Origin of the sequence: Rhizobium mayense, assembly GCF_030272705.1 — a bacterium.
In the GTDB taxonomy this organism is placed as follows: Bacteria; Pseudomonadota; Alphaproteobacteria; order Rhizobiales; family Rhizobiaceae; genus Rhizobium; species Rhizobium mayense.
Genome location: NZ_JARFYM010000001.1, coordinates 302,203 through 328,032, shown reverse-complemented (window position 1 = coordinate 328,032; position 25,830 = coordinate 302,203). Strand labels below are relative to the sequence as shown.

Here is a 25,830-nt window from a genome sequence, read left to right as displayed (position 1 = left end):
ACGAGGCCAGCTCGATGGTTTGTGTGGAACAAGGAAGCCTCCTCGGTGTCGGTAAAGAGGCGGAGGTCTACGAGAACGGCCAGCTAGTCCTGAAGCTATATAAGTCATCCAAGACTTCAGCCTTTCGGGAGGCGGCGATCCTCGCAATTCTCGAGGATCTCGGAGTAGACGCTCCAAGGGTACGGGATGTTGGCGAAATCAGAGGCCGCTGGGGCTTGACCATGACGCGAGCCGAAGGCGGGACGTTCGGCGAAGCAATTGCCCTGCAGCCGCTGCAGGCCTCAACTTATCTCGATGCGCTGGCGTCTATGCATCGCAAAATCCACGACCATAGCGGCGTCAGGCTTCCAAGCATGAAATCGCGCCTGTCTCATAATATTGAGCGCGCGGTGCGATTGGACGAAATCCGGCGGCAGCATCTCTTGTCCGGGCTTCGTCTCCTGCCTGAAGGTGACAGGCTTTGTCACGGCGATTTTCATCCCTGGAATGTGCTTGGATCTCTTAAGCGGCCAGTCACCATTGATTGGCTTGATGCTTGCAGCGGAGACCCGCTCGCCGACGTCTGCCGAAGCTACGTTCTCATGCATCATTATGACCGCGACCTGGCGACAGCCTATGTGGATGCATATGCACGCCTAACCGGTCGGAACCCTAGGGACACCCTCACCTGGCTTCCTTATGTTGCGGCGGCTCGATTGTCAGAGGGCGTTCCGGATGAGGTCGACAGTTTGATGGGACTGATCGAGGGCAGCGCACTGATCTGAGTCACCGCTTCCCCGGCGGCGAGTGGCTTATCGCTTCCTTCTCCAACAGATAGATCGCCTCGCCGAAATCCTCCATCTTCGTCATCAGCGCCGCATGGGCGTCGCGCAGGCCCTGATTGTAGAAATGCGGGCCGATCTCGGTGGTGAAGAAATCGAGCAGGAATTCCGCCGGCAGCGCGCCGATCGTCTGGTCGAGTTCGTCGGAGAAATAGTGCTGAATCCGGGCCACGATCGCGGCCTTTTCCTCTTTCGAAAAGCTAATCTTTTTCACGGCTTGCGCTCCGACGTTTCCGAGCAAATCCAATCGGCCAGATCAACGAAATCAATTGTCCCATCAAGGAAATTGAATTGCCGACGCTGCGCGCGCAGCTTACAGGGCGAAAGGTTTTCCATAAAGGACAGAGCGGACGATGGGTCGCGCGGAATTTTTTGAGGGGTTGAAGGGTGGCATTCCCGTCGGCCTCGCGGCAGCGCCCTTCGGCGCATTGTTTGGCGCCCTGGCGCGCGACCAGGGCATGTCGCTTGGCGAGCTGACCCTGATGAGCGGTACGGTCTATGCCGGCGCCAGCCAGATGGTGGGCCTCGATCTTTTCGGCCACAACGTCCAGGCATGGCTGATCGTGCTGTCGATCCTGGCGGTCAACTTTCGCCATGTGCTCTACTCGGCGGCAATCACCCGTTACATCAGACATTTCTCGCCTGTCGAAAAATTCTTCACCTTCTTCCTGCTGGTCGACCCGCAATTTGCCGATACGGTGAAGCGCGGCGAGAGCCGCAAGCCGGTTACCTTTGCCTGGTACCTCGGTTTCGCAGCAATGGTGTACATCCCCTGGGTGGTGCTGAGCTTCGTCGGCGGCCTGCTCGGAAGCCTGATCGGCGATCCCAGGACGATCGGCCTCGATATTCTGCTGCCGGTCTATTTCCTCGGCATCGTCATCGGCTTCCGCAAACGTGACAATTTCCTGCCCGTGGTCATCGCCAGCACCGCTGCCTCCGCCATTGCCTTTCGCTATGTGGGTTCGCCCTGGCACGTCAGCATCGGCGCGCTTGCCGGCGTTGCCCTTGCGGCCGCGCTGCCGCCGGTCAAGTCGAACCGCAAGCCCGACCTCGCCACCGAAAATCACGAGGTCTGAGCATGACCGATTTCAATCCGCATATGGTCCTGCTGATCTTCGCCGCCGCCGTCGTGACCTACCTCACTCGCATCGGCGGCTACATCCTCATCACCAAGATGACGCGCATTCCTCCACGCGTCGAAGCCGCACTGAATGCCGTGCCGGCCGCCGTACTTACGACACTCGTCGCACCCGCCTTTTTCATTGGCGGCTGGGATACGAAAGTGGCGATGGCTGTGGCGCTGGTGGTGGGTCTGCGTTTCTCGCCGACATACATGCTGATTGCAGGATGGGTGGTCGTAATGGCGTGGCGGCACTTTGCCGGGATTTAATACCTTCTCCCTCAAGGGGAGAAGGGTAAGTCTCCTCAATGGCTCAGTTCCAGCGTCGCGTTCTCCAGCCAGGCCTGGACATCCGGATCGTGGATCAGTGGCAAGAGCGCCTCCCGGGTCTTGGCGTGATATTCGTTCAGCCAGTGCAGCTCGTCATGCGTCAGCAGTTCCGGAAGAACGAGACTGCGGTCGATCGGGCAGAACGTCAGCGTTTCGAAGCCGAGCATGGGCATATCGCCGCCTTCGATCTCTTCAGGATCGCGAATATAGACCAGGTTCTCGATACGAATGCCGAAATGGCCGGGACGATAGTAACCGGGCTCATTCGACAGGATCATGCCGGGCAGCAGTTCCTGCGTCGATAGCCGCGAGATGCGCTGCGGTCCCTCATGCACGGAAAGATACGAGCCAACGCCATGGCCAGTACCATGGGCGAAGTCCACACCGGCTTTCCAGAGCGCGATGCGCGCCAACGGATCAAGATCGCAGCCGCGCGAGCCCTTAGGGAAACGCGCCGTGCTGATGGAAATCATGCCTTTCAGCACCAGCGTGAACAGGCGCTTCTGTTCTTCGGAAACCGCGCCGATACCCACCGTGCGGGTGATATCGGTAGTGCCGTTGATATATTGCGCCCCGGAATCGATCAGAAACAGTTCGCCGGCCTGGATCAGCCGGTCGGTGGCCGTCGTCACGCGATAGTGCATGATCGCCGCATGCTCGCCGGCACCGGCAATGGTGTCGAAGGAGATATCCTTCAGCGGGTTCTGCATGCTCTGACCGACGCGCGCGCGGCTCGCCTCCAGCCGCTCGGCGGCGGCTATTTCCGTGATCGTGCCGGGCTTGCCGGTATCCAGCCAATAAAGGAATTCGACCATGGCGGCGCCGTCCTGCAGATGAGCGGCGGCCGAACCGTTGATTTCTGCGGCATTCTTGCGCGCCCGCGGCAGTCGGGCCGGATCGGTGCCCTCCACCACCTCGCCGCCTTCGCGGCGGATGATGTCCGTCAGCGCGTAGGAGGCTAGATCGGGATCGACGAAAATGCGCCGGCCATTGACCGACGCGGCGGCCAGCTGCTTGACGAAATCGGAAGGCGGCAATTGCGTGCAGATCTGCGCCAGATAGGCCTCGGCTTCGACATTGGTCTTGCGCTTGTCGAGGAAGAGCTGCGCCTCACCCTCGGCATAGACGATGGCGCGTGCAAGGGGATGCGGCGTATGAGGTACGTCGTTGCCGCGAATATTGAAGGTCCAGGCGACCGACGACGGATCGGTGATCAGCGCCGCCTTGAGGTTCTTTGCCTTGAGCTCGGCCGCCATGGTTGCCAGCTTCTCTTTGGCCAGCACGCCGGCCTGTGCGATATCCTGGATGATGACGGCACCCAGCGGCTCGGCCGGCCGGTCGCTCCAAAGCTTGTCGAGCGGGTTATGCGGCAGGAAGATGAGCTCGCCTCCGATTTCCGCCAGCGCCTTTTCCAGCCGCCGGACTTCAGCGCCGGTATGCAGCCACGGATCGATACCGAGCTTGAAACCTTTAGGCGCATGGCGCGGCAACCAGACATGCGGCGGCTCGTCGACCAGATCGCCGCCGGTGAACACGGATTTGTCCACCTGCTCGGCAAGCTGCGTCACATAGCGACCATCGACAAAAACCACGGCTTGAGACTGCGTCACAAGTGCAACACCCGCTGAACCAGTGAAGCCCGTCAGCCAGGCCAAACGCTCCGAACACTTCGGCACATACTCGCCCTGATATTCGTCGGCGCGAGGCACCAGGAAGCCGTCTATGCCGAGATCGCCGAAGGCGGCACGTAGACCGGTGACACGTTCGCGGCCGAATTGCGGGGTGGAGGTGACATCGAAAGACTGGAACATGGCTTAATCCGAAATTGATCGAGAATCCGTGAAACTGAGTGCTGACAGCATGTTAGAGCATGATCCCTCGAAGTGTGAAACGATTTTCGGGCCGAATTACCCACTATTGATCCGATGGAGAACCCCGACCGGCAAACACCCAAGCGAGGCGAGTAGCGCGTTAACGAATTCGCCCATTTCGTGAGCAGCGGGTGTCGATTGTGACATCATCACGGCGCATAACATGCACGAACTGCATAGCTCCCATGAAGCATGCCCCCTGCCACGTAAGAGGGCGAGTCGCTATATCAACACCATCAAACGGGTTCGCGGCGAACCCACTCGAAAAGGACTATGACAATGACTATCTCTCGCTCCGCATATGTTAGCCCGGCGCTGGCAGGCGAGCGTCGCACCGTACGCCACTCCATCGGCGCGCTTCGCCAGCTCGAAGTCGAAACGTCGAAGGCAATCGGCGCAAACCGTGGCGGTCGCCACTAACAGTTACAGAGCTACGCGTTCGTATTGTCGCGGTCCGGAACTCCTCCTCCCTCCCCGGATCGTGGCCTGAACGGTAGAGCCCGCTTGAGCACTCCTCCTCCACACGCTCGCGGGCAGGATCGGTCAAATACCGATCTGCAAGGCGGTGCTTCGGCACCGCCTTTTGCATTTTAAGCCCCGGCAAACACGCCCCCTAGAAATGAACCGGCTTAAGGCCGGTCGAGATGGATCGTGACCCAACCATTGCGCCAGATGGTGCGCACATGCCGCATCTTCGCGCCGTTGTAGGCGGCCAGCACCTTCCAGCGCTGCTCGGCGAGGATGCCGGAAAGGATGACCGAGCCACCAGGAGCGAGATGAGCGACCAGTTGCGGCGCCATCCTGATCAGCGGCCGCGCGAGAATATTGGCGATGATCAGATCGAAAGGCCCGCGGCGGGAAAACGCTGTGGAGTGAAAGCCGGGCGCGGTCTCCAGCGCAAGACCGGAGGCAATGCCGTTGCGGCGGACATTTTCCCGGGCGACGCGGACGGCGACCGGATCGATATCAGTCGCGAGAATCGGAATATTGCGCAATTTGCGCACACCGATCGCCAGCACGCCGCTGCCGGTACCGAGATCGAGCGCATTGCGCACTCGCCGGCTGGCGAGCACTTTTTCGATCGTCTCCAGGCAGCCCGCCGTCGTGCCGTGATGACCCGTCCCGAAAGCCTGGCCGGCATCGATCTCGATAGCGATATCGCTGGGACCCACCTTGTCGCGATCATGCGAGCCGTGCACCAGGAAGCGCCCTGCCCGAACCGGCTTCAATCCCTCCAGCGACTTGGCAATCCAATCGACATCGGGAATCACTTCCTTTTCGATGACGAGCTCGGGAAAAGCCGGCTTCAGCACGTTGGCAAAACGGGCGCGCACGTCATCTTCATCGACTGCATAAAGATAGATCGAAGCCTCCCAGATATCCTTCTTCTCATCGATCTCGGTGGTGGCAATCGGCAGTTCTTCGTCTTCGAACACCGGCGTCATCAGATCGAGAATCTGCTCGGCCTTTTTCTCGGTCGTCGTCACATAGAGGCGGATTTCACTCAAGTCTTCGGTCTCTCTTACTTCTTATTCGGCCCAGTCGATCCATGGCGGCGTTGGCGTGTCATAGCCGGCTATACTATGAAGCAACTGACGCCGCACCGGCCCGAAACGCAGAAGCAGCGGTGCGAACAGATTGCGCGCGGCAATCGCCAGCGGATTTTTCATGGTGACCAGGCGGGTCAGGCCGTAGGTCTGCTTCAGCACCTGTTTCACGGCTGGAATTCTGAGCGCCGAATACTCCTGTTCGCGGCCTTCCGCAATGAGCCAGGCGAGCCAACAGGCATCCTCTATGCCGAGATTCATGCCGCGGGCTCCCGCCGGCGAATGAATATGGGCCGCATCACCCGCCAGGAAAACGTTGCCCTTGGCCATCGGCTCGACATGGCGAAAATGGATGCGGAACTGCGAGGCCCACGTCTTCTCGGCGACCACCTCCGGATGAACGATTCGGCTTTCGAAATCTTCCAATGTCGAGATGTAGCGCAGGACATCGGCAGACACGGGCAAACGTCCGAGCATACCGGGATCGCAAAGCGTGATTTCGGCGAAATGTGCATCGACCGGTTTCTGATACCGAAAATCGGCGAGATAGAAATGAGCCTCCAGCGCCTCACCGGGAAAACCGGCCCCAAGCGCCTTGCGAATGGCCGAGTGCGCACCGTCGGCACCGACGAGGATATCGGGGCGAACCGTTTCCATGGTTCCGTCGGCGCGCCGCAGCGTCACCTCCGGCTTCAAGGGATCGGCGATCGTTTCCGGCTCGACGGCCGTCTGCCATTCCGGGGCGATGCGGTAGTCCGCAAGCGCTTCGATCAACAGCCGCTCGGTTGCGCCCTGCGCCAGGCCATGAATAGCGCAAAAGCGGCCGGGCAACCGCCTCGTATCGACATTGGCAAGAATTTTCGCTCCGGAACGGAGGCGGAAATGGGCGATCGGCTGAGCGGCCGCGACAATGTGATCGGTAACGCCAGCTGCCGAAAGCAGCGTCAAGGTGCGGGCATTGATGCCGAGAGCCCGGCTCTCCTCCAGGGGTGCTGGCCCTGGCCCATCATCGACGATGCGCGGGACAAAGCCGCGGCGGGCAAGTTCCAGCGCCGCGGTCAGGCCGGCGGGGCCTGCACCCGCAATCAGGATGGATTTGGCCTTCGCCCCGTCCCCCATCGGCGCTCCTATCCCTTCTTGATCAGGTTCTCCAGTTTCTTGACCGCTACGTCCGGATCTTCCTGATAGGCGATCGTGCCCGCGAAACGACCGGCAGAGTCGAGCAGGAAGACCGAGGCGGTGTGATCCATGCTATAATCACCATTCGGGTCCTTCTCGTCGAGCGGAACTTTCTTGGCGTAGACCCTGAAGCCCTTGACCATTTCCATCACCTTGTCGGGATCGCCCGAAATGCCGGTGATGCGGCTCGAGACATTGGAGACATACTGGTTCATGATCGCCGGTGTGTCGCGCTCCGGATCGACGGTCACGAAAAAAGCGTTGAGCTTCGTGCCATCGGGATCAACCTTCTGCATCCAGCCGTTCAACTCGAACAGGGTCGTCGGGCAGACGTCGGGGCAATGCGTGTAGCCAAAGAACAGCGCCGACGGTTTGCCGCGCAATGCCTGGTCGCTGATCGGCTGGCCATTCTGTGCAACCAGCGTGAACGGCACCCCATACGGGCCTGCACTCGCGACGTCCGGCGCCCTGGTGATCCCAAAGCTCAGCCAGCCCAACAGCCCGGCCACAATCACTACGGCTATCCAGACAACAATCCGCACGGTCTTCATCGCTGCTCTTCCTCACCACCCGCCACGGCTCGATATGTTGGCGGCGGGCATCATTGCGTGGGTGTAGCCGGTTGAAGTGGAGGAGGCAATTCAAGAAGATGTTTTTGAGCGTACCGATACATCTCGATACCAAGGTGCTGAGCGCAAAGATACGGAATCGGCCCCGTGTTAAACCAATCCTAACCACTCCGCGCCAACATCGAAACACAGAGGCGAAGTCCGACTCGCCAGCCGCCGGATATGCGGCAGATTGATCTTTTTTCAGAAGGGCATGACGCCCGCCGGTGCAGCAAAGCGTTTTTCAAGCGCCAAAGCCATCGGACGCTGTCGCAGCCCCGCGCCGCCCCAGCCGATCCCTTTTCAATCACTACCGCCGCCTGCCGCCGGCGCCAAACGGGAAGTTCTTGACCATGACGAATGCCATCAAACAATCGGGCGCCTATCTGGAGATCGTCTCCTTCCATCTCGGCGACCAGGAATTCTGCATCGACATCATGGCCATCCGCGAAATCCGCGGTTGGGCACCCGTGACACCGATGCCGCATACGCCGCCCTACGTGCTCGGCCTCATCAACCTGCGCGGCGCGGTGATCCCGGTCATCGACATGGCCTGCCGCCTCGGCATGAAAATGACCGAACCGTCCGAACGCTCCGCCATCATCGTCACCGATATCGCCGGCAAACTCGTCGGCCTGCTGGTAGAGCAGGTTTCCGACATGATGAGCATCAAGAGCGAAGATCTGCAGCCGGCGCCGGAAATTATCCCCGAAGCGCAGCGCGCGTTCTGCCGCGGTATCGTGGCGCTGGAAAAGACGATGGTTTGCTTCCTGAACCTCGACACCGTCATTGCAGACGAGCTGGCTCAGGCTGCCTGATTTTCCGGAAAATGCCGCAAATCAAAATCGCCCTGGAGCAACAGCTTCAGGGCGATTGTGTTTGTGAGACCGACGTCGGCAGGGGTGTTTGCCGGTGCGCCAGTCGAGCAGGCCGTGAACAGATGGAAGCAGCACTTCCACGTTCGCCCCTAGAACTGCACCAAAACGGTGCAGCTCGAAAGCGACCGAGAGCTATTCAGCAACCAAACAGCCGGACTTTTTTTGGTACAATCCCCTTGACGATTGCAGGTGCGGTATCCCGGTAATGCTATTCGGGCTTGCCGTTCTTCCAGGTAACGTTTTGACCGAACAGCGGAATGGTCGAAATCGCCATTTTCGCCGAACCGTCGGTCAATTCGCGCGAATGGATGAGATAGATCAGCGTGTCGTTTTTCTTGTCATAGATTCGGTTGACCACCAGCTTCTTCCAGATCAGCGACAAGCCGGCGCGAAACACTTCCTCGCCGCCCTCCGATAGGCTGATATTGCCGATCTCGATCGGTCCGGTCTGACGGCACGCAATGGAGTTGTTGGAGGGGTCCTCGAACCAGTTGCCGTTCTTCAGCCGGTCGATGACGCTGCGGTCGAAATAGGTGACGTGGCAGGTGACGCCGGATACTTCCGGATCAGGCACGGCGTCGACCAGAATATCGTTGCCGGTCCAATCCACCCCAACCTTGCCGACAATCTCGGCCGAGGCGGAAACAGGCGCCAGTGCCAGGAGCGACGCGGCAATGGCGGCATGCAATATCAGTGAAATCATCGAACATCCTCCAACATCGCCGCCGGTCGAGCCGCGGCACCGCTAAGGTAAGATGGCGGTTCGGCGATGCAAGGAGGTCGGGGCGCTCCGTAAGCGCCCCGCTATCCCTCATTTTTCTTTCAACACGACCTCCCCGGTCTCCAGGAGCGACTTGAGGTTGGAGAGAATCTTCGGCCAACCGCCGGAGACGGCACCGATGAACTTGGCGTTTTCGAGTTCCATTGTATGGGTGACGGTGAGCTTTACCGAATCCCCCAGCGGCTCGATGTCCATCACGCATTGCGACCAGCCCTCGGCCTTCAATTCGGGCATGAATTCATTTCGCCATTTGATGGCTAGACGCTTCGGCGGATCGAAGGCCTCGATTTCACCGGTGTCGGTTATCCGGCCGTCCGGGTAAGTCATCTTCCATGGTGAGCCGACCTTCCAATCGGTCTCGTGCTGGATATTGAACCAATATTTCTTGATGAATTCCGGCGTCGTCAGCGCCGTCCAGAGCTTATCCGGTGTGGTGCGGATGTAGGTGACATAAACAAAGCTGCTTCCGGTCATGATATTTCTCCTCTTGTTGGGTTTGCTGTTCACCGTGATCTGGTGGCCGCTACTGGCCGCTATCGCCCTCCAGAGCTTTCTTGAGAGCGGAAAGAGCACTCAATTGCCGGCGCTCGAACTTGTTGATCCAGCGTTCGGCGATATGGTTGATCGGTACGGGATTGATGAAATGCAGCTTCTCCCTGCCCTGCCATTGCACGGACACGAGGTTCGCTTCCTCCAGGATGGCGAGATGCTTCGCCACCGCCTGCCGCGTCATCTCCAGCCCCTGGCAGAGCTCGCCGAGCGTCTGGCCGTTCTGATCGTATAGCCGGTCGAGCAACTGCCGCCGGCTTGCATCCGCCAAAGCTCGAAAAACCGCATCGTCGTTCATACCAATCATGGAACCATTTAGTTGCCTATTAATGATCTTATAGGCAACTATTTGGTTGCATGTCAAGCGACATGTTCGGAGGCCGCGATGGGAAAAACGATCAAGGCAGAGCTTTGCTCGTCAGATAGCGATGGCGTATTGATCCTGCTCCATGCGCAGATGATCGAGCATCCGCGCGATTCCCTCCTCCAGGCTGACGCGTGGAGAGAGCCCGTAGGAGCGCTGAAGGGCCGTGTCGCCACAGCGATAGAAAACGCCCTCGGGGCGATCGCAGCGGCCGTTTACGGCAGGACTCCACCCGATTTGCCGGGCGATGGTTCCCGCCAATTCCATGAAGGAGGTAGCCCTGCCGGTCGAAAGGTTGAGGCTGGCGCCATCCGGCAGGAGTTCCTTGGTTTGCCAGATGAAATCGATGCAGTCATCGATATGGATGAAGTCCCGGCATTGTCGGCCGGACCCCCAGACGACAACTTCCGCGGCACCTCTTTCCTCAAGCAGGCGGCGGCAAATGGCTGGAAATGGATAGGCAAGATCCTGATCCTCGCCATAGCCGCTGAACGGCCGATAGGCGATGGCCCGGCTGCCATAGCGCTCGACATAGAGTTTCATCAGATATTCGCCGGTCAATTTCGCCCATCCGTAGCTAAGATCGGGCACGCCGATGGCGGCCTGGAAAGAAATCATATCCTCCGAAAGCAGCCGATGGTTCGCGACCGTCTGCAGCGAGATGGGATAGGCCGCACTGGAGCTGAAGAATACGACGCAGCCCGGTTTGGCGTGCGCGGCCCATTTCCACAATTCCGTATCCACCGCCAGATCCTCGGCCACATCGAGCGTGCGGGCCTCCAGCGTGACGCGGCCGCCGACTAGCGCCGCGAGATGGAACACATAATCGAAATGTTCCAACGGACGGGAAAAGAAAGCGCGGCAGTCCTCCTCGAAAAAACTAAAGCGCGATCCGGGAAAACGCTGCCAAAGATCGGGATGTCGCGCCCCCGTTCCTTCCACCAATTGATCGACACAAACGACATCCAGCCCCTCGGTCAATAACCGCCTGATCAGATGCCTCCCAACAAAACCACAACCACCCGTTACCAATGCCCGCGCCATGTGATGCCCCCTTTTTTATTGAATTATTGAGCGAAGAAACCGCTCCTGCCCGTATAAATATCGACCATGCGCCGTCCCCACTCCGCCTTGCTCGGCGCAATTCGTTGGCCAAGCGCAAGCGCGCCTTCGCAAAGTCCCCGCATCAGCTTGTCGTCATCGGTGCTCGCCAAACGTTCTGCCAGCGAACCGGCGTCGCCGCTTCTAAAGACCAGCCCCGCGCCGTTCCGCTCTACCTCGGCGGCAATCAGCGCATTGCTGCTGACGATGACGGGAATGCCGGACATCAGCGCCTCGGCGGCCACCAGTCCGTAGGGTTCGGGCATACGCGACGGCATGATGAAGACGCGCGCCTCCCCCGCCAGCGCCGTCACCTCCTCATCAGCCAGCCAACCCGGCACCCAACAGTGAGGCAACGCCCGCTGCATCTCGTCGAGCAGCGGGCCACGGCCGATCAGCGTCGCCGTTCGCCCGGTCTTGTTTAATGCGTCTGCGAGCGTGCGAACGCCTTTCTCCCAGCACATCCGTCCCAAGAAAACGGTGCGCCGATTGCGCCAGGCCTCCACGGGGACTGGCGTCAGGGGCTCGGTTGGCGTGCGCAACGTCAGAAAATGTTGCAGCGGACCGGAGCGCAGATAGGCTTCCATGCTCTCATGCGCCAGCACGATGCCGACGCGGCTCCAGAACTCCTCTCCAACGCCACGTTGGGTCAACGTGCGGCGAAAGCGCCAGAGTTTATGGAGGTAGTTGCGCTTGTCGCAATTGGTCGCAAGACACTCCGCCGACAGCGGGCGGACATCACAGATCGTACCGGTTTGGAAATTGATCAGCCCTCCGTTCGGACAGCTCAGGAAGAAATCATGCGCCGTGATGATGACCTTGGCCTTATGTTTGGCGAGGGCATAGAAGATCGATGGCGAGAGAATCTGCGACCAGCCGTGCACATGGACGACAGTCTCTTCATCCGTTTCCTTCAGCAGCGCGTCCAGCGCATCGTAGGCACGCTTGTTGTAGTTTTTCTCGAAGACGTCGGTGAAGCTAGGTCCGTCGCGCAGCGGTCGTTCGCCAAGGGCGACCGTACGGATGCCCGCAAAGCGTGGCTTCAGCCCTTCCCCGTCATCGCCGACCAGGATGGCGCAATTCAGCCCGGCCTGCCGGCTCGCATCGATACATTGCAACGCCACTTTGGTCGCGCCGCCGCGAATGATCGAAACATCGTTGACAAGTATTAGACGCATAGAACCCGACACTCACCAACAGCATTTGCGTGGGGCCCAACGAAAGGGATTCGCCTTTTACATCATGCCCCTGGCGGTATTCAGCGGCCTGTTAGGGTCAGAAAACAATTCATCCTTTCGAATTAAGGCGGGCAGTCGCACGGCATGCGCGAGTAGGCCTGCAACCCCTGTTACTTCCCTTAGGGGAGTTGACTTCCGGAAAAAAACTCTGAAAGTTCAGCCCATGATCGCAAACTGTGCCATCGTAATGCATCTTCTCACCACCTCGCCCCTTGCAGGGAGAGTGGGAGCAGCATTGCGTTAAGCTGACTGCGATCCCTTTCAACCCTGCCGAGGCGAGCAGGGTTCGAAGGCTCTGCTCTCCTCCTGAACCTCAAGGAGAGCAACATGGATTCCGAATCACAAGATCCAGACGAGCGACAATTTCGAGAACCGGACGCGTGCGAAATCCGCGCTGCACGACCATCCGACGCCGAAGCGGTAGCCCTCATCGCCAATCTGCCCGGCTACCGCGCCGGCACCCTTCGCCTACCCTTTCAGAGCGTTGAAGAAACAAGGCAATGGCTGGAAAAGCCCGCTGCCGATTCGATCAATCTCGTTGCTGTCCTCAGTGGACAAGTCGTCGGCAATGCCGGCATGCGTCGCCACTCCGGCCGACAGATTCACACCGCCCACCTCGGCATGGGCGTCCACGACGAATTTACCGGCAGGGGCATCGGCTCGGCGCTGCTTGCCGCCCTGGTCGACACCGCTGACAATTGGCTGGCGATCAAACGCCTGGAATTGACCGTCTATGTCGACAACGGACCTGCGATCCGGCTTTACGAGAAATTCGGTTTCGAAACCGAGGGCAGACTCAGAGCCTTTGCGTTTCGTAACGGCGAATACGTGGATGCGTTCACGATGGCGCGTGTGAGGATGTAAGTAGCGACGCGCGGCGGTCCTTCGATCCGCCGCCGTCGATCATCCCCCGATCAACGCCAGCCACTCATCCTCGGTCATGACCTGCACGTTGAATTCCCGCGCCTTGTCCAGCTTCGAACCCGCGCCCGGTCCGGCGACGACGATGTCGGTCTTTTTCGAAACCGAGCCGGAAACCTTGGCACCGAGACTTTCGGCCTTGGCTTTGGCTTCATCCCGGGTGAATTTCTCGAGCGATCCGGTGAAGACCACCGTCTTGCCGACAACGGGACTGCCCGATGTGGTCGGCTGCTCTGCCTCTTGCGGCCGCACTTCTTCAAGCAGCTTCGAGATCACGGCGATGTTGCGCGGTTCCTTGTAGAATTCGACGATGGCGCGCGCCACGACTTCGCCGATGCCTTCAATATTGTTGAGGTCGTTCCATGCGTCTCCCGCAAGAGGCGCCGCCTCCTTCATCCCCACCTCGAAGGCTTCGTAACTGCCGTAGGAGCGAGCCAGCAGCTTTGCCGTGGTCTCGCCAACATGGCGGATGCCGAGCGCAAAGATGAACCGGTGCAGAGCGATATCGCGCCGCTCGTTGATGGCCGCATAAAGCTTGGAAACGCTGACCTTACCGAAGCCGTCGATATTCTCCAGCTTGGTAAGCGAGGACTGCTGGCGTCTTTCCAATGTGAAAATATCGGGCGCGGTGCGCACCAGAAGCGCCGGATCCTCGTTCTCGAAGAAGAAATCGATCTGCTTGGAGCCAAGGCCCTCGATGTCGAAGGCATTGCGCGACACGAAGTGCTTCAGATGTTCCGTGGCCTGCGCCCTGCAGATAAAGCCGCCGGTGCAGCGCGTAACCGCATCGACCTTGCCGGTCTTTTCATTGATGTCACGCACCGCATGGCTGCCGCAGACGGGACACACTTTGGGAAATTCGTAAGGAACGCTCGACGCTTCCCGCTTATCCAGCACAACGTCGACGATCTGCGGAATGACATCCCCGGCGCGCTGCACGATCACCATGTCGCCGACGCGGATATCGCGGCCATCTCGGATCGGCTCGCCCTTGTTGCCGATGCCCTTGATGTAGTCGGCATTATGCAGCGTCGCGTTGGTCACGACCACGCCGCCGACGGTAATCGGCTCCAGCCGCGCGACCGGCGTCAGCGCGCCCGTGCGGCCCACCTGGATATCGATGCCCACCAGTCGGGTGAATGCCTGCTCGGCCGGGAATTTATGCGCGGTCGCCCAGCGCGGCGAACGCGAACGGAAGCCGAGCCGCGCCTGCAGCTCAAGGCTGTCGACCTTGTAGACGACGCCGTCGATGTCATAATCGAGGTCGGGACGCTGGAGGCCGATTTCGTCATAATGCGCGAGAATGTCGGCGACCGAATTCAGCCGCTCCATCAGCGGATTGATCGGAAAACCCCATTTGCCGAAGGTCTGCACCATGCCGAGCTGCGTGTCGGCCGGCATGTCGGACATCTCTCCCCAGGCATAGGCGAAAAATTTCAGCTTGCGGCTGGCTGTGATCTTCGGGTCGAGCTGGCGCAGCGAGCCGGCCGCGGTATTGCGCGGATTGACATAGGTCTGCTTCCCCTCCGCTTCCATCTGCGCATTCAGCGCCAGGAAATCGCTCTTGGCCATATAGACCTCGCCGCGCACTTCCACGACCGCGGGGGCGCCGGCGGGCAAGGTCTGGGGGATTTCCTTGATGGTGCGGATATTGGCGGTGACGTTTTCGCCGGTCGTGCCGTCGCCGCGCGTCGCAGCGTTTACCATGCGGCCGTTTTCATAGCGGATCGACATGGAAAGCCCGTCGATCTTCGGCTCGGCGGTAAAGGCGATCGACTGATCCGGCAACCGGCCAAGGAAACGATAGACGCCAGCGACGAAATCCTGCACGTCTTCCTGCGAAAAAGTATTGTCGAGCGACAGCATCGGCCTTGCGTGCACAACGGGCGCAAAGGTTTCGGAGGGCGCAATGCCGACCCGACGTGATGGGCTGTCGGCGCGAATCAACGCCGGGAAACGAGCTTCGATGGCATCGTTGCGCCGTTTCAACGCATCATACTCCGCATCCGAAATCTGAGGCGCGTCCTGGCCGTGATAGAGCGCATCATTTCGCGCAATCTCGGCTGCCAGGTGGGCCAGTGCCGCGGCCGCTTCTGCTTCGGTCAAATCCTCGACTGGCTTCTGTTCAGTGCTCATGAATCTACACTCCCCGAATTCGGAGATGTTTTAGAGCAGTTCCCGGAAAAGTGCGAAGCGGTTTTCCATTCCGTGCACGCAAAAACAAAGAGAAAAATCTGGTATCCGGTGGCAGACGCAACCTGCCGTGATGCTGGCGTTCACGACAACTTTGCGCGACAAGCAGTCATTCGCGGTGTTACGCCTATAGAAAGCAATTTGACGTAAGGTATCAATGGGAGCCAGCTCCTCGGAAACGATGGGCTCCTCAGCAAAAATTCGAAATCACGTATGAAGCATCGTCCCGCCGTTCTCTCTATTTCTCTCGTTATTGTCGTTATAATCATGAGCTCATTCGTCAGCCGCTCTGCTTTGGGGCTGGTCGTTAGAGCCTGCGAGATTAACGCGACCATGACAGGATCGCCGTATCCGTGCCTCAAGATTGTCCAGGCGCGGGATCCCTTGTCTTCCTATGCCGTTCTTCGCGAGCCGACCGACAAGGAGCGCACCATTCTTGCGCCACTAGCCGACGTGCCGGGCATCGAAGACCCCCGGCTTCTGACGGCGGGAGCGCCGAACTATTTCGACGCTGCGTGGAAAGAGCAATCGGCCGCAATCGGCTTGCGCGCATCGAAGGCTCCGCCGCAGGATTTTGCGTTGGCGATAAATGCCGCCAGTTGGCGCACGCAAGATCGGCTTCATATCCATATGGGGTGCGAGACACCCCGCTTTCGCGCCCTGCTGAAGACCCATAGCACGGAGATTGGAAGCGGCCGGTTTACAAACCTGAAGACCAACGCCGGTTGGTGGGCAACCTTCCATACGGCCGATGACCTCTCAAATTTGAACCCGCTGAAGCTTGTCGCAGACGGTGTCGACGGAGCCCGCTCCAACATGCAAAACGTGGTAGTCGGCGTCTTTGGCTCTACGTTGCCGGACGGGCAGCATGGCTTCTACATTTTGGCGAGAATAATCGGGGCAAACAAATTCCGCGGATCCGCAGAGGATATGATTGATCCTAAGTGCCAGCCCTAGGGCGGTCCGCTTCGGGCCGAAAACAGCCATCCCTGGCATCTGCTGGAGCAGACCGGAAAAATCGGACGACAGGACGTGGATACCGATCAGCCGTTGCCAGCCAGCAAGCGCTTGGCGGCCGCCCTCGCCTCTTCGGTCACCGAAGCGCCGGCGAGCATGCGGGCGATTTCCTCCGTGCGGTCCTTCGGTTCCATTGTGGCAACCCGCGTGGAGATCTTTTCGGAATTATCGGCGACAGGCCCCTTGGAGATCAGCAGATGGGTTGCGGCGCGTGCGGCGACCTGCGGCGCGTGGGTGACCGAGAGCACCTGAACACGCTCCGAGAGGCGCTTCAGCCGCTGGCCGATGGCGTCTGCCACCGCACCGCCGACGCCGGTGTCGATTTCGTCGAAGACCAAGGTCGGCGCCGAACCACGATCGGCAAGCGCCACCTTCAGCGCCAGCAGGAAACGCGACAGCTCACCGCCGGAGGCGACCTTCATGATCGGCCCCGGCCGCGTCCCCGGATTGGTTTGCACATGGAATTCGACGACATCGATGCCCTCGGCCGTTGCTTCGTCGGCGTCGGTGGTGATCTCCACCATGAAGCGCGCCCGCTCCAGTTTCAGCGCCGGCAGCTCTGCCATGACCGCGGCGGCAAGCGCTTCGCCGGCGTGACGGCGCTTGTCCGAGAGGCTGCGCGCGGCGGCATCGTAATCAGCCTTGGCAACGGCGAGCTCCGCATCGAGGCGCTCCAGCCTTTCTTCGCCGGCGTCGAGATCGACGAGCTCGGCGATCATCCTCTGAGCCAGCGCCGGCAGGCCTGTAACCGGCACAGAATATTTGCGCGAGGCGGCGCGCAGCGCAAACAGCCGCTCTTCGACGCGCTCCAATTCTCTCGGATCATATTCCGTCTTACGCAGCGCCGCCTCTACTTCCATCTGCGCATTCGAGAGCTGATCGAGCGCCGCATCGAGCAGCGCCACAGTATCTTCCAGCAAACCAGGCGCCTCATGGCTCTTGCGCTCCAGCCGGCGAACCAGCGAGGCAATGTGCGGCACAGGCGACGCGTTGCCGTTGAGGAACTCCGAGGCCTCCGAGATGTCGCCGGCGATGCGCTCCGCCTTCATCATCCGTGAGCGCCGTTCAGCCAGGTCGTCCTCTTCGCCATCTTGCGGCGACAACTTCTCCAGCTCCTCTACCGAGGCCCGGAGATAATCAGCTTCCCGCGCGGCGTTCTCTACCTGCTCGCGTTGCTTCTTCAGCGTCCGCTCGGTGTCGCGCCAGATCTTGTAAAGCCGTCCGACAGATTGGGTTTCCTCGGCGAGGCCGGCGAAAGCATCGAGCAGCATGCGGTGCGCATCGGTATCGACCAGGGCACGGTCATCATGCTGTCCATGAATTTCGACAAGAAGCTGTCCCGCCTGACGCATCAGTTGGACGCTCAGCGGCTGGTCGTTGACAAAAGCCTTGGTGCGGCCATCGGCGGATTGGGTACGACGGAAGATAAGGTCGCCGTCGTCATCGATGCCATTTTCGCGCAGAAGCTTGCGGGCGGCATGCTGCATGCCGACATCGAAAACGGCCGTCACCTGGCCGCGATCTTCGCCATGACGCACGAGGCCCCCGTCGCCGCGCCCGCCGAGGGCCAGCGAAAGACTGTCGAGCAGGATGGATTTGCCCGCACCGGTCTCGCCGGTTAGGACCGAAAGACCGGTTTCAAAGGCAAGATCCAGCCGCTCGATCAGAACGATATCGCGGATCGAAAGCTGGACCAGCATGTGCGCTCAATCTCACGTCCCAAGAAGAAGTTTCTTGCCCGCTCTCGAAATCCAGGAGCCTTCATTTTCATTCGGCGAAACACCACCGGTCTTCAGAAGCTTATAGGAATCAGCATACCAGCGGCTGTCCGGATAGTTGTGGCCGAGAACGGCGGCTGCCGTCTGCGCCTCCGGAACGATGCCCATGGCGTAGTACGCTTCGACCAGGCGTGCCAGCGCCTCTTCGATCTGATTCGTCGTCGGATATTGCTCGACAACAATACGGAAGCGAGCGATGGCTGCAAGGTAATCCTTGCGCTCGAGATAGTAGCGGCCGATCTGCATCTCCTTGCCAGCGAGCTGGTCGCGGGCAAAACGAATTTTGGCCTGAGCGTCGCTGACATATTGCGAGTTCGGATAGTTGCTGACGACCTTGGACATCGCTTCGATCGTCTGCTGCGCGGCGCGCTGATCCTGCGTTACGTCGACGATCTGCTTGGCATAGGACGAACCGACGAGATACTGAACGTAATCCGCATCTTCGGAGCCGGGATACTGCTTGAGATAGCTGTTGCCCGTCTGGACGGCATCATCGTAGGCGCCGGTACGATATTTGACGAAGGTGCTCATCACCATCGCCTTGCGCGCCCATTCGGAGAAGGGCTGCTGCTGGTTGATGGCATCGAACTTCTTGCCGGCTTCCGTCATATTGCCGGCCTTGATGTTGGCAAGGCCCTGATTGTAGAGGGTTTCCGGGGGATCGGTCTCGACGCCGAGCTTGGTGATGTCGATATCCTTGTCCGTATTGCAACCCGTTACCACCGCACCGGTACCGGCCAGGAGAAGCGAGACGAGCAAAGCCCGTGTTGTAATCTTCATGCTTTCAGACCCTGCAAAACCCATCGGATGACTGTCCCACTAGCCGTCGTTGCGGAAACGGCGTTCTTTCGCTGGCGTTTCTAGCCGCAAAAGCACCATCAGGGCAACGCAATGATGAAGCATTAACGCATTTTTGTGGCAAAGACCGCGAGATTACAGGCTTTAGCCGCTGTATTGACAAGAGATTTCGTTTTCGGCCTGCCCTAACACGACGCCCTGCCCCCAGCTTTGAAGCACTGTTGACGAATCTCCTGTCAAAAAAAGAGCCGCCCCCTTTCGGGGGCGGCGACTTTGCCACCTGGGTTCCTGGAGGTCACGCAGACCAGGGGGCGAATTCGGGAGCGTTGATGGCAACGAATTCGCGGCTATGCGCACGCTGACGCGGTGCGGAAGTCTCGACGACATCGTAAGCCGAGGGATCGCTCAGCAGGGCCTTCAAAGCATTGGCATTCATGCGGTGACCGCCGCGATAGGAGCGGTAGCAGCCGATGAACTGAGCACCAGCCAGCGCCAGATCGCCGACGGCATCCAGCGTCTTGTGGCGGACGAATTCGTCCTTGGCGTAACGCAAGCCCTCGACATTGATCACCGTGTTGTCGTCGGAGATGACGACGGAATTTTCAAGCGAAGAGCCGAGCGCATGCCCGGAAGCCCAGAGACGTTCGACATCACGCATGAAGCCGAAGGTGCGAGCGCGCGACAGCTCGGTCTTGAAGGTCTTGGCAGTCAGATCGCCTTCCCACTTCTGCCGGCCGATCAACGGGCATTCGAAGTCGATCTCGACTTCGAAACGCGTACCGTCATAGGGGCGGAACTCGCACCAGGAACCGCCAGCTTCGATTCGCACAGGCTTGGTGACGCGAATGTAACGGCGCTTGACGCCGAGCGAAACGATACCCACCTGCTCGATCGCTTCGATGAAGGGATGGGCGCTGCCGTCCATGATCGGCATTTCCGCGCCGGATACTTCGACAATGACATTGTCCAGGCCGATCGCGTAGATCGCCGCCATGACATGTTCGACGGTCGCAACGGAGCGTGCCGGCGAGAAGCCGAGAACCGTACAGAGATCGGTGTTGCCCACCTGCGAGGAAACTGCGCGCAACTCGGTCACGTCGCCATTGTCGTGCATGCGCTGGAAGATCACGCCCGTGCCGGCTTCAGCCGGATAGAGCGTAATCGACACGTTGGCGCCGGAATGAACGCCGATACCCGAAAGTGTTACAGGGTTTGCAATGGTGGTTTGAAAACCCAGCAATCCGATTGCCATATAAATTCTGCCTTCGTCTATCTGTCCCAGACCGGGCGGTCATCTTCGGACCCTTACCCTCTTTGCTGGTTCAGTCTGTTACCTACTCCGCGAATTCACATGCAACAGTTGTTGAATGTGATTCCACAGGTTCGCTTGTTACTTACATACGCGCCGGGGCATCGCATTCCAAATCACTGTTTCTTTCGCTTTGTTACGAAAGCAGATGTTTGAATTTGCTGGGTAATTTTAGAATTAAAGACAGGCCGAAAATAAAGAAATCCGGGGCCGATGAGCCCCGGATTCAATAAACATGGTTAGTATCCTATTAATAGGATGGTCTAAATCAGATCAGTTCGACTGGCGGCGCAGGAAAGCCGGGATTTCGAGCTGGTCGTCTTCCTGGGTCGTCATGCGCGCCTGCGGAACCTGACGGCCCTGCTCATCGAGCTGGCCACGACGCGGTGCGTAGAGGCTTGCTTCCGGCGACAGCGGACGGCGCTGCTGCGACGCGGCGTTCGGAGCCGAAGCGGTCATGTCGTTGAAAGCTGGGTCCTCGTCACGGCGGCCGAGCGAATTGGTGATTCGCTTCAGCAAGCCCATCGGACCACGCTCTTCCGAAGCCTGGGCGGCAACCGGCTGAGCACGATGTTCCATCTCGGCCTTAACGACCGGCGGGAAATCTTCGACCTTCGGCATGCGGACCTGCTCGGGAGCCTGTCGGATGATCGGCTCCTGACGGACCGGCTGCTGCATCTGCGCAGGCGCCGGCTGATGCTGCATCACCGGCTGCTGATGCATGACCGGTGCCGGCTGATGCTGAGCCGGAGCCTGACGCATCGGCTGTGCTTCCGGCGCGGCCGCGAAGATACGGCTCTGCGGACGGAAGGTTTCTTCCTGGGCGACCGGCTGCTGCATGACCTGCTGCTGCTGGCGGGCGATCTGGAATTCCAGCTCACGCTCCATTTCGGCTTCCGACATGCGGATGGTCTGTGCGATCGGATCGACGGCGGCCTTCGGTGCCTGCGCGACATGGGCAGGCTGAGCTGCGGCCACTGCCGGAGCAACGGCCGCGGAGGGACGGACAGCCGGCTTCGCGACCGGACGGAATTCCATGGCCTTGTCGGCGGCCTCGTTCATTGCGCGATCGATGCCGGTTGCGACGACCGAAACGCGGATGATGCCTTCCAGCGATTCGTCGAAGGTGGCGCCGAGGATGATGTTGGCGTCAGGATCGACTTCTTCGCGAATCCGGGTCGCAGCTTCATCGACTTCGAACAGGGTGAGGTCACGGCCGCCGGTGATCGAGATCAGCAGGCCCTGCGCACCCTTCATTGAGGTTTCGTCGAGCAGCGGGTTGGCAATGGCAGCTTCAGCAGCCTGCATTGCACGGCCCTGGCCGGAAGCCTCGCCGGTACCCATCATAGCGCGGCCCATTTCGCGCATGACCGAACGGACGTCGGCGAAGTCGAGGTTGATGAGACCTTCCTTCACCATCAGATCGGTGATGCAGGCAACGCCCGAATAGAGAACCTGGTCGGCCATCGAGAACGCGTCAGCGAAGGTCGTCTTGTCGTTGGCGATACGGAACAGGTTCTGGTTCGGAATGACGATCAGCGTGTCAACCGACTTCTGCAGTTCCTGGATGCCCATTTCAGCGAGACGCATGCGGCGACCGCCTTCGAAATGGAAGGGCTTGGTAACGACGCCAACAGTCAGGATGCCCTTGTTGCGAGCGGCCTGTGCGACGACCGGCGCAGCACCCGTACCAGTGCCGCCGCCCATGCCGGCGGTTACGAAGCACATGTGGGTACCGTTCAGGTGATCGATGATCTCGTCGATGCACTCTTCAGCGGCGGCGCGGCCGACTTCCGGCTGCGAGCCGGCGCCGAGACCTTCCGTGACGTTGACGCCGAGCTGGATGATCCGCTCCGCCTTCGTCATGGTCAGTGCCTGCGCATCCGTGTTGGCGACGACGAAATCGACGCCCTGCAAGCCTGCCGTGATCATGTTGTTGACGGCATTGCCGCCACCACCACCGACACCGAACACGGTGATACGCGGCTTCAGCTCGGTGATATCTGGCTTATGCAGCTTGATAGTCATGGTACCCGTTCCTTCTCTTTATGGCCGCATCGCCACGCCGGCCAATTCACTATATTTCACTCGCCTGACCCCTGCCCGGAAAGCGCTTGCCGCGATCCGGGATCAGGCACTCAGAAACTCTCCTTCAGCCATTGGCCAACGCGGCCGATGCGGCTGTTGTTACCCCCAAGCGACGAGAGCAGACCGCTGCCCGCCGCATGTGTCTCCATGTCCGCAACTTGCGGATAGATCATCAGTCCCACTGCCGTCGAAAAGGCGGGGCCCTTGGCCGCCGTCGGCAAGCCGGACACGCCCATCGGGCGGCCGATGCGGACGTTGCGAGCAAGGATGCGGCGCGCCACATCCGGCAGGCCGGTCAGCTGGCTGGCGCCACCCGTCAGAACGACGCGCTTGCCAACGATCGGGCTGAAACCCGAGCGCTGGATACGGTCGCGAATCAACTCCAGCGTTTCCTCGATGCGGGCCTTGACGATGCGCGACACAAGCGCCCTTGGCACCTGGGTCGGCTGATCGCGTTCATCCTCGCCGATCGGCGGGATGGAAATCAGTTCGCGCTCTTCCGAAGAATTGGCGAGCGCCGACGCATGCACCACCTTCAGCCGCTCGGCATCCTCGATGCGGGTCGAAAGGCCGCGGGCCAGGTCGGTGGTCACGTGATGACCGCCGAGGCTGACGGCGTCCGTGTGTACAAGCTTGCCCTCGGCAAAGACAGAGATCGTCGTCGTGCCACCGCCCATATCGATCGCGGCGCAGCCGAGCTCGACTTCGTCGTCGACGAGAGCGGCAAGACCGCTGGCATAAGGCGTCGCGACCATACCCTCGACAGAGAGATGCGCACGATTGATGCAGAGCTCGAGATTGCGAAGGGCTGCGCGCTCGGCGGTGACCACATGCATGTCGACGCCCAGCGAGTCGCCGAACATGGCAAGCGGATCGCGAATACCACGCTCGCCGTCAAGCGAGTACCCCGTAGCGAGCGAGTGCAGTACAGCACGATCCTGGCGCAGCGATTGCTGGCAAGCGGCGGCAAGCACCTTCTTCAGATCGTTGGATTCGACTTCTTGACCGCCCAGATCGATCGTGGCCGTGTAAATGTCGCTGCCGAGGCGGCCCGCGGACACATTGACAATCAGACTGTCGACAGTGAGGCCAGCCATGCGCTCGGCGGCATCAACCGAGAGACGGACCACGTTTTCCAATGCATCGAGGTCGGCGATCACACCGGTCTTGATGCCGCGCGACCGCTGATGGCCGATGCCGATAATCTCTATATTATGCGTGCGGTTCGGAAGAACCTGGCTTTCCTCGCGCGGCGTCAGCCGACCGATCATGCAGACGACTTTCGTCGAGCCGATGTCGAGGACCGATACGATATGCGACCGCTTGGATGACAGCGGCTTCAGGCGCGGCAGACCGAAATGGGACGAACTGAATAAGCTCATGTATCCTGCCCTGCTTTCTTCAAAGCCTTGGTTCTTGCATCCAACGCCGCCTGGCGGCGAAGCGCTGCATCCGGTGTCAATTCGATTGCGGTACGATCATCGAGGCGAAGATCGACGGCTGCGATGTCGCGCTGCAGCAAGCTCTCATCCTTGTCGAGCTTGGTGAGCCGTGCGAGCGCGCCATCAATGTTGTCTTCCGGCAATTTCACGATCACGCCATTGTCGAGATAGAGGTCCCAACGGCGGCCGGCGACACGCACGAACGCCTTCACATGGCTGCGAACATCCGGCCAGCTGGCAAACTCATCATCGATCGACGCCGCAGCGGTTTCGGCATCACGGCCGACGAAAAGCGGCAGCTTGGCGAATTTGTTGTCGCGCAGCGGCGCAATCACGCTACCGTCCTTCTGGATCAGCGACAGTTCGGAGCCGTGCTGCCAGATGGCATAAGCCTTGCGCTCCGTAAGCTTCACCTCGACCGTCTTCGGATAGACCTTGCGGACTTCGACGCTCTGCACCCAGGGCAGGCTCGCGATCTTCTGGCGAGCCGCATCGGCATCGAGCGCCACAAGCGACGTCGTACCGTCTAGGCCAAGAAGCTGCAGGATTTCGATTTCTGAGGTCTGGTCGTTGCCGGAGACTTTCACGTCTTCGATGGCAAAGCCCGCAGCCGAGGTCGTCGCCTGCGCGACATCCTGCGTATGGCCGCCGATTGACATTCCATAAAGGCCGGTCGCAGCCAGAAGAGCGAGAGCGGAGACCGTGCCCGTGTGGGCCGGAATGTTGACGCGCCCGGAACCGAGGCTCACGAGGAAACGCACGGCACGACGCATTGGCCGCGGCAGCACGAACGCATCCTCGACATCGTCGATCGCGAGCGGGACACGGTGGCGGGACCGCCTCATATTTTTGACCGTCAGCGCAAACAAGACGCGTCCTCCACCATCCACCGGAGAAATTCGCCAAAGGAGTAGCCGGCGTGAGCGGCCATTTCGGGCACCAGCGAGGTAGGCGTCATGCCGGGCTGGGTGTTGATTTCCAACCAGATAAGCTCGCCCTCTTCGGCAAAGCGATCGTCATAACGGAAGTCAGACCGACTGACGCCACGGCAGCCGATAGCTTGATGCGCCCTTAACGCTAATGTTTGTATCTTTTGGTAAAGATTCGGTGAAATTTTAGCAGGGATGACGTGTTTTGATCCACCCTCCGCATATTTGGAATCGTAGTCGTAGAAGCTATGACCCTGCGGCACGATCTCGGTCACGCCGAGCGCCTTATCACCCATGACGCCGCACGTCAGCTCCCGGCCATAGACATAGCGCTCGACCATCACCTCGTCGCCATAGCGCCACTCGGAAGAGGCAATGATCTGCGGCGGATGCGCTTGACCTTCCTTGACGATCACGACACCAAAGCTCGAACCTTCCCGCACCGGCTTAACGACATAAGGCGGCCGCATCGGGTGCTCGCCGACAATGGCAAAACGGTTCATCACACGCGAATCAGCCACCGGAATGCCGGCGCCATCAGCGACCTTCTTGGCGCGCGACTTGTCCATCGCGAGCGCGGACGCAAGCACACCGGAATGAGTGTAAGGGATCTGCAGATATTCAAGGATGCCCTGAATGGTGCCGTCCTCACCGAAAGGACCGTGCAGAGCGTTGAAGACGACATCAGGCTTCAAATCGGCAAGGCGCGCGGACACGTCGCGCTCCACATCGACACGCGTGACTTCGAAACCCTCGGACTCGAGAGCATCGGCGCATGCTTTTCCCGAGGACAGGCTAACTGGCCTCTCCGAGGAAAATCCGCCCATAAGGACAGCCACATGCTTGCCACCCATCAATACCCCCAATTCACCAACTTCTATCGACGCCTGCTGGACCGCTAAGCTGCGATTCTCGCTACGTCTTTTGCGGCTCCATTAGAACTACATTAAGGTTAATGAAGCGTTTAC

General features: G+C 59.8%; 25 protein-coding genes. 7 read left to right on the top strand and 18 right to left on the bottom strand.

Annotation, left to right across the window (positions count from 1 at the left end):
• The first annotated feature begins 23 nt into the window (after nt 1–23).
• Nucleotides 24–764, top strand: a complete 741-nt coding sequence (locus PY649_RS01605) for a phosphotransferase family protein (protein ID WP_285866335.1) — start codon at nt 24–26, stop codon at nt 762–764.
• A 1-nt stretch (nt 765) separates the two neighbouring features.
• Here PY649_RS01605 and PY649_RS01600 read toward each other — a convergent pair whose 3' ends face one another.
• Nucleotides 766–1,035: a DUF2164 domain-containing protein gene (locus tag PY649_RS01600; RefSeq protein ID WP_285866333.1), complete on the bottom strand. Its 270-nt coding sequence runs from the start codon at nt 1,033–1,035 to the stop codon at nt 766–768.
• A 139-nt stretch (nt 1,036–1,174) separates the two neighbouring features.
• Here PY649_RS01600 and PY649_RS01595 point away from each other — a divergent pair, with 139 nt between their 5' ends.
• A complete protein-coding gene (locus tag PY649_RS01595; RefSeq protein WP_285866332.1) occupies nt 1,175–1,897 on the top strand; it encodes an AzlC family ABC transporter permease in 723 nt (240 codons plus the stop codon).
• Between the two features lie 2 nt (nt 1,898–1,899).
• On the top strand, nt 1,900–2,211 hold the full coding sequence (locus tag PY649_RS01590; protein WP_285866331.1) for an AzlD family protein: 312 nt from the start codon (nt 1,900–1,902) through the stop codon (nt 2,209–2,211).
• Nucleotides 2,212–2,246: 35 nt separating this feature from the next.
• On the opposite strand, the gene PY649_RS01585 is transcribed toward PY649_RS01590, so the two are convergent.
• Nucleotides 2,247–4,082, bottom strand: coding sequence for an aminopeptidase P family protein (locus PY649_RS01585; protein WP_285866330.1), 1,836 nt, complete (start codon nt 4,080–4,082; stop codon nt 2,247–2,249).
• Between the two features lie 339 nt (nt 4,083–4,421).
• On the opposite strand from PY649_RS01585, the gene PY649_RS01580 reads away from it, so the two are divergent.
• Nucleotides 4,422–4,562 carry a hypothetical protein gene (locus PY649_RS01580; protein ID WP_162950096.1) on the top strand — a complete coding sequence of 47 codons (141 nt, stop codon included), beginning with the start codon at nt 4,422–4,424 and terminating at the stop codon, nt 4,560–4,562.
• Between the two features lie 209 nt (nt 4,563–4,771).
• On the opposite strand, the gene PY649_RS01575 is transcribed toward PY649_RS01580, so the two are convergent.
• The 3 genes from PY649_RS01575 to PY649_RS01565 are packed head-to-tail and all read right to left on the bottom strand — an operon-like array spanning nt 4,772 to nt 7,419.
• A complete protein-coding gene (locus PY649_RS01575) occupies nt 4,772–5,650 on the bottom strand; it encodes a 50S ribosomal protein L11 methyltransferase (protein ID WP_285866329.1) in 879 nt (292 codons plus the stop codon).
• A gap of 21 nt (nt 5,651–5,671) precedes the next feature.
• Entirely contained in the window at nt 5,672–6,808 is a 1,137-nt protein-coding gene (locus PY649_RS01570) for an FAD-dependent oxidoreductase (RefSeq protein ID WP_285866328.1), read from the bottom strand.
• An 8-nt stretch (nt 6,809–6,816) separates the two neighbouring features.
• Nucleotides 6,817–7,419 carry an SCO family protein gene (locus tag PY649_RS01565; RefSeq protein ID WP_285866327.1) on the bottom strand — a complete coding sequence of 201 codons (603 nt, stop codon included), beginning with the start codon at nt 7,417–7,419 and terminating at the stop codon, nt 6,817–6,819.
• Between the two features lie 410 nt (nt 7,420–7,829).
• Between PY649_RS01565 and PY649_RS01560 the strand changes: the two genes are divergently transcribed.
• Nucleotides 7,830–8,294, top strand: a complete 465-nt coding sequence (locus PY649_RS01560) for a chemotaxis protein CheW (protein ID WP_285866326.1) — start codon at nt 7,830–7,832, stop codon at nt 8,292–8,294.
• Between the two features lie 268 nt (nt 8,295–8,562).
• Here PY649_RS01560 and PY649_RS01555 read toward each other — a convergent pair whose 3' ends face one another.
• The 5 genes from PY649_RS01555 to PY649_RS01535 form a co-directional block, all read right to left on the bottom strand.
• Nucleotides 8,563–9,057: a CreA family protein gene (locus PY649_RS01555; protein ID WP_432761312.1), complete on the bottom strand. Its 495-nt coding sequence runs from the start codon at nt 9,055–9,057 to the stop codon at nt 8,563–8,565.
• Between the two features lie 108 nt (nt 9,058–9,165).
• On the bottom strand, nt 9,166–9,609 hold the full coding sequence (locus PY649_RS01550) for an SRPBCC family protein (RefSeq protein ID WP_285866325.1): 444 nt from the start codon (nt 9,607–9,609) through the stop codon (nt 9,166–9,168).
• Between the two features lie 49 nt (nt 9,610–9,658).
• On the bottom strand, nt 9,659–9,982 hold the full coding sequence (locus tag PY649_RS01545; RefSeq protein WP_285866558.1) for an ArsR/SmtB family transcription factor: 324 nt from the start codon (nt 9,980–9,982) through the stop codon (nt 9,659–9,661).
• 120 nt (nt 9,983–10,102) lie between these two features.
• Nucleotides 10,103–11,092 (bottom strand): NAD-dependent epimerase/dehydratase family protein, encoded by a 990-nt coding sequence (locus PY649_RS01540; RefSeq protein WP_285866324.1) that lies wholly within the window; start codon nt 11,090–11,092, stop codon nt 10,103–10,105.
• Between the two features lie 23 nt (nt 11,093–11,115).
• Nucleotides 11,116–12,327 (bottom strand): glycosyltransferase family 4 protein, encoded by a 1,212-nt coding sequence (locus tag PY649_RS01535; protein WP_285866323.1) that lies wholly within the window; start codon nt 12,325–12,327, stop codon nt 11,116–11,118.
• A gap of 387 nt (nt 12,328–12,714) precedes the next feature.
• On the opposite strand from PY649_RS01535, the gene PY649_RS01530 reads away from it, so the two are divergent.
• The gene (locus PY649_RS01530) at nt 12,715–13,251 is read left to right on the top strand and encodes a GNAT family N-acetyltransferase (RefSeq protein ID WP_285866322.1); all 537 of its coding nucleotides are present in this window, start codon (nt 12,715–12,717) and stop codon (nt 13,249–13,251) included.
• Nucleotides 13,252–13,290: 39 nt separating this feature from the next.
• Here the strand turns inward: PY649_RS01530 and ligA are convergent, their stop codons facing one another.
• A complete protein-coding gene (gene ligA / locus PY649_RS01525; protein ID WP_285866321.1) occupies nt 13,291–15,444 on the bottom strand; it encodes an NAD-dependent DNA ligase LigA in 2,154 nt (717 codons plus the stop codon).
• A 270-nt stretch (nt 15,445–15,714) separates the two neighbouring features.
• Here ligA and PY649_RS01520 point away from each other — a divergent pair, with 270 nt between their 5' ends.
• Nucleotides 15,715–16,458, top strand: coding sequence for a CDP-diacylglycerol diphosphatase (locus tag PY649_RS01520; protein WP_285866320.1), 744 nt, complete (start codon nt 15,715–15,717; stop codon nt 16,456–16,458).
• A gap of 86 nt (nt 16,459–16,544) precedes the next feature.
• Here the strand turns inward: PY649_RS01520 and recN are convergent, their stop codons facing one another.
• The 7 genes from recN to PY649_RS01485 form a co-directional block, all read right to left on the bottom strand.
• The gene (gene recN / locus PY649_RS01515) at nt 16,545–18,218 is read right to left on the bottom strand and encodes a DNA repair protein RecN (protein ID WP_285866319.1); all 1,674 of its coding nucleotides are present in this window, start codon (nt 18,216–18,218) and stop codon (nt 16,545–16,547) included.
• Nucleotides 18,219–18,230: 12 nt separating this feature from the next.
• Nucleotides 18,231–19,100, bottom strand: coding sequence for an outer membrane protein assembly factor BamD (locus PY649_RS01510; RefSeq protein ID WP_285866318.1), 870 nt, complete (start codon nt 19,098–19,100; stop codon nt 18,231–18,233).
• A gap of 289 nt (nt 19,101–19,389) precedes the next feature.
• Nucleotides 19,390–20,346: a UDP-3-O-acyl-N-acetylglucosamine deacetylase gene (gene lpxC, locus PY649_RS01505; protein WP_285866317.1), complete on the bottom strand. Its 957-nt coding sequence runs from the start codon at nt 20,344–20,346 to the stop codon at nt 19,390–19,392.
• Between the two features lie 330 nt (nt 20,347–20,676).
• The gene (gene ftsZ, locus PY649_RS01500) at nt 20,677–22,431 is read right to left on the bottom strand and encodes a cell division protein FtsZ (protein WP_285866316.1); all 1,755 of its coding nucleotides are present in this window, start codon (nt 22,429–22,431) and stop codon (nt 20,677–20,679) included.
• 110 nt (nt 22,432–22,541) lie between these two features.
• The gene (gene ftsA, locus PY649_RS01495; protein ID WP_285866315.1) at nt 22,542–23,873 is read right to left on the bottom strand and encodes a cell division protein FtsA; all 1,332 of its coding nucleotides are present in this window, start codon (nt 23,871–23,873) and stop codon (nt 22,542–22,544) included.
• Complete coding sequence (locus PY649_RS01490) at nt 23,870–24,802, bottom strand: cell division protein FtsQ/DivIB (RefSeq protein WP_432761311.1); 933 nt, start codon at nt 24,800–24,802, stop codon at nt 23,870–23,872. The genes ftsA and PY649_RS01490 overlap by 4 nt, the downstream gene beginning before the upstream one ends.
• The gene (locus PY649_RS01485) at nt 24,790–25,716 is read right to left on the bottom strand and encodes a D-alanine--D-alanine ligase (RefSeq protein WP_285866314.1); all 927 of its coding nucleotides are present in this window, start codon (nt 25,714–25,716) and stop codon (nt 24,790–24,792) included. Before PY649_RS01485 ends, PY649_RS01490 begins: the two co-directional genes overlap by 13 nt.
• Nucleotides 25,717–25,830: the final 114 nt, after the last annotated feature.

Coding starts and splice junctions, on each gene's coding strand:
- PY649_RS01595 (WP_285866332.1), top strand. CDS start 1,175: ATGGGTCGCGCGGAATTTTTTGAGGGGTTGAAGGGTGGCATTCCCGTC.
- PY649_RS01590 (WP_285866331.1), top strand. CDS start 1,900: ATGACCGATTTCAATCCGCATATGGTCCTGCTGATCTTCGCCGCCGCC.
- PY649_RS01585 (WP_285866330.1), bottom strand. CDS start 4,082: ATGTTCCAGTCTTTCGATGTCACCTCCACCCCGCAATTCGGCCGCGAA.
- PY649_RS01580 (WP_162950096.1), top strand. CDS start 4,422: ATGACTATCTCTCGCTCCGCATATGTTAGCCCGGCGCTGGCAGGCGAG.
- PY649_RS01570 (WP_285866328.1), bottom strand. CDS start 6,808: ATGGGGGACGGGGCGAAGGCCAAATCCATCCTGATTGCGGGTGCAGGC.
- PY649_RS01565 (WP_285866327.1), bottom strand. CDS start 7,419: ATGAAGACCGTGCGGATTGTTGTCTGGATAGCCGTAGTGATTGTGGCC.
- PY649_RS01560 (WP_285866326.1), top strand. CDS start 7,830: ATGACGAATGCCATCAAACAATCGGGCGCCTATCTGGAGATCGTCTCC.
- PY649_RS01555 (WP_432761312.1), bottom strand. CDS start 9,057: ATGATTTCACTGATATTGCATGCCGCCATTGCCGCGTCGCTCCTGGCA.
- PY649_RS01550 (WP_285866325.1), bottom strand. CDS start 9,609: ATGACCGGAAGCAGCTTTGTTTATGTCACCTACATCCGCACCACACCG.
- PY649_RS01545 (WP_285866558.1), bottom strand. CDS start 9,982: ATGAACGACGATGCGGTTTTTCGAGCTTTGGCGGATGCAAGCCGGCGG.
- PY649_RS01540 (WP_285866324.1), bottom strand. CDS start 11,092: ATGGCGCGGGCATTGGTAACGGGTGGTTGTGGTTTTGTTGGGAGGCAT.
- PY649_RS01535 (WP_285866323.1), bottom strand. CDS start 12,327: ATGCGTCTAATACTTGTCAACGATGTTTCGATCATTCGCGGCGGCGCG.
- PY649_RS01530 (WP_285866322.1), top strand. CDS start 12,715: ATGGATTCCGAATCACAAGATCCAGACGAGCGACAATTTCGAGAACCG.
- ligA (WP_285866321.1), bottom strand. CDS start 15,444: ATGAGCACTGAACAGAAGCCAGTCGAGGATTTGACCGAAGCAGAAGCG.
- PY649_RS01520 (WP_285866320.1), top strand. CDS start 15,715: ATGAAGCATCGTCCCGCCGTTCTCTCTATTTCTCTCGTTATTGTCGTT.
- recN (WP_285866319.1), bottom strand. CDS start 18,218: ATGCTGGTCCAGCTTTCGATCCGCGATATCGTTCTGATCGAGCGGCTG.
- PY649_RS01510 (WP_285866318.1), bottom strand. CDS start 19,100: ATGGGTTTTGCAGGGTCTGAAAGCATGAAGATTACAACACGGGCTTTG.
- lpxC (WP_285866317.1), bottom strand. CDS start 20,346: ATGGCAATCGGATTGCTGGGTTTTCAAACCACCATTGCAAACCCTGTA.
- ftsZ (WP_285866316.1), bottom strand. CDS start 22,431: ATGACTATCAAGCTGCATAAGCCAGATATCACCGAGCTGAAGCCGCGT.
- ftsA (WP_285866315.1), bottom strand. CDS start 23,873: ATGAGCTTATTCAGTTCGTCCCATTTCGGTCTGCCGCGCCTGAAGCCG.
- PY649_RS01485 (WP_285866314.1), bottom strand. CDS start 25,716: ATGGGTGGCAAGCATGTGGCTGTCCTTATGGGCGGATTTTCCTCGGAG.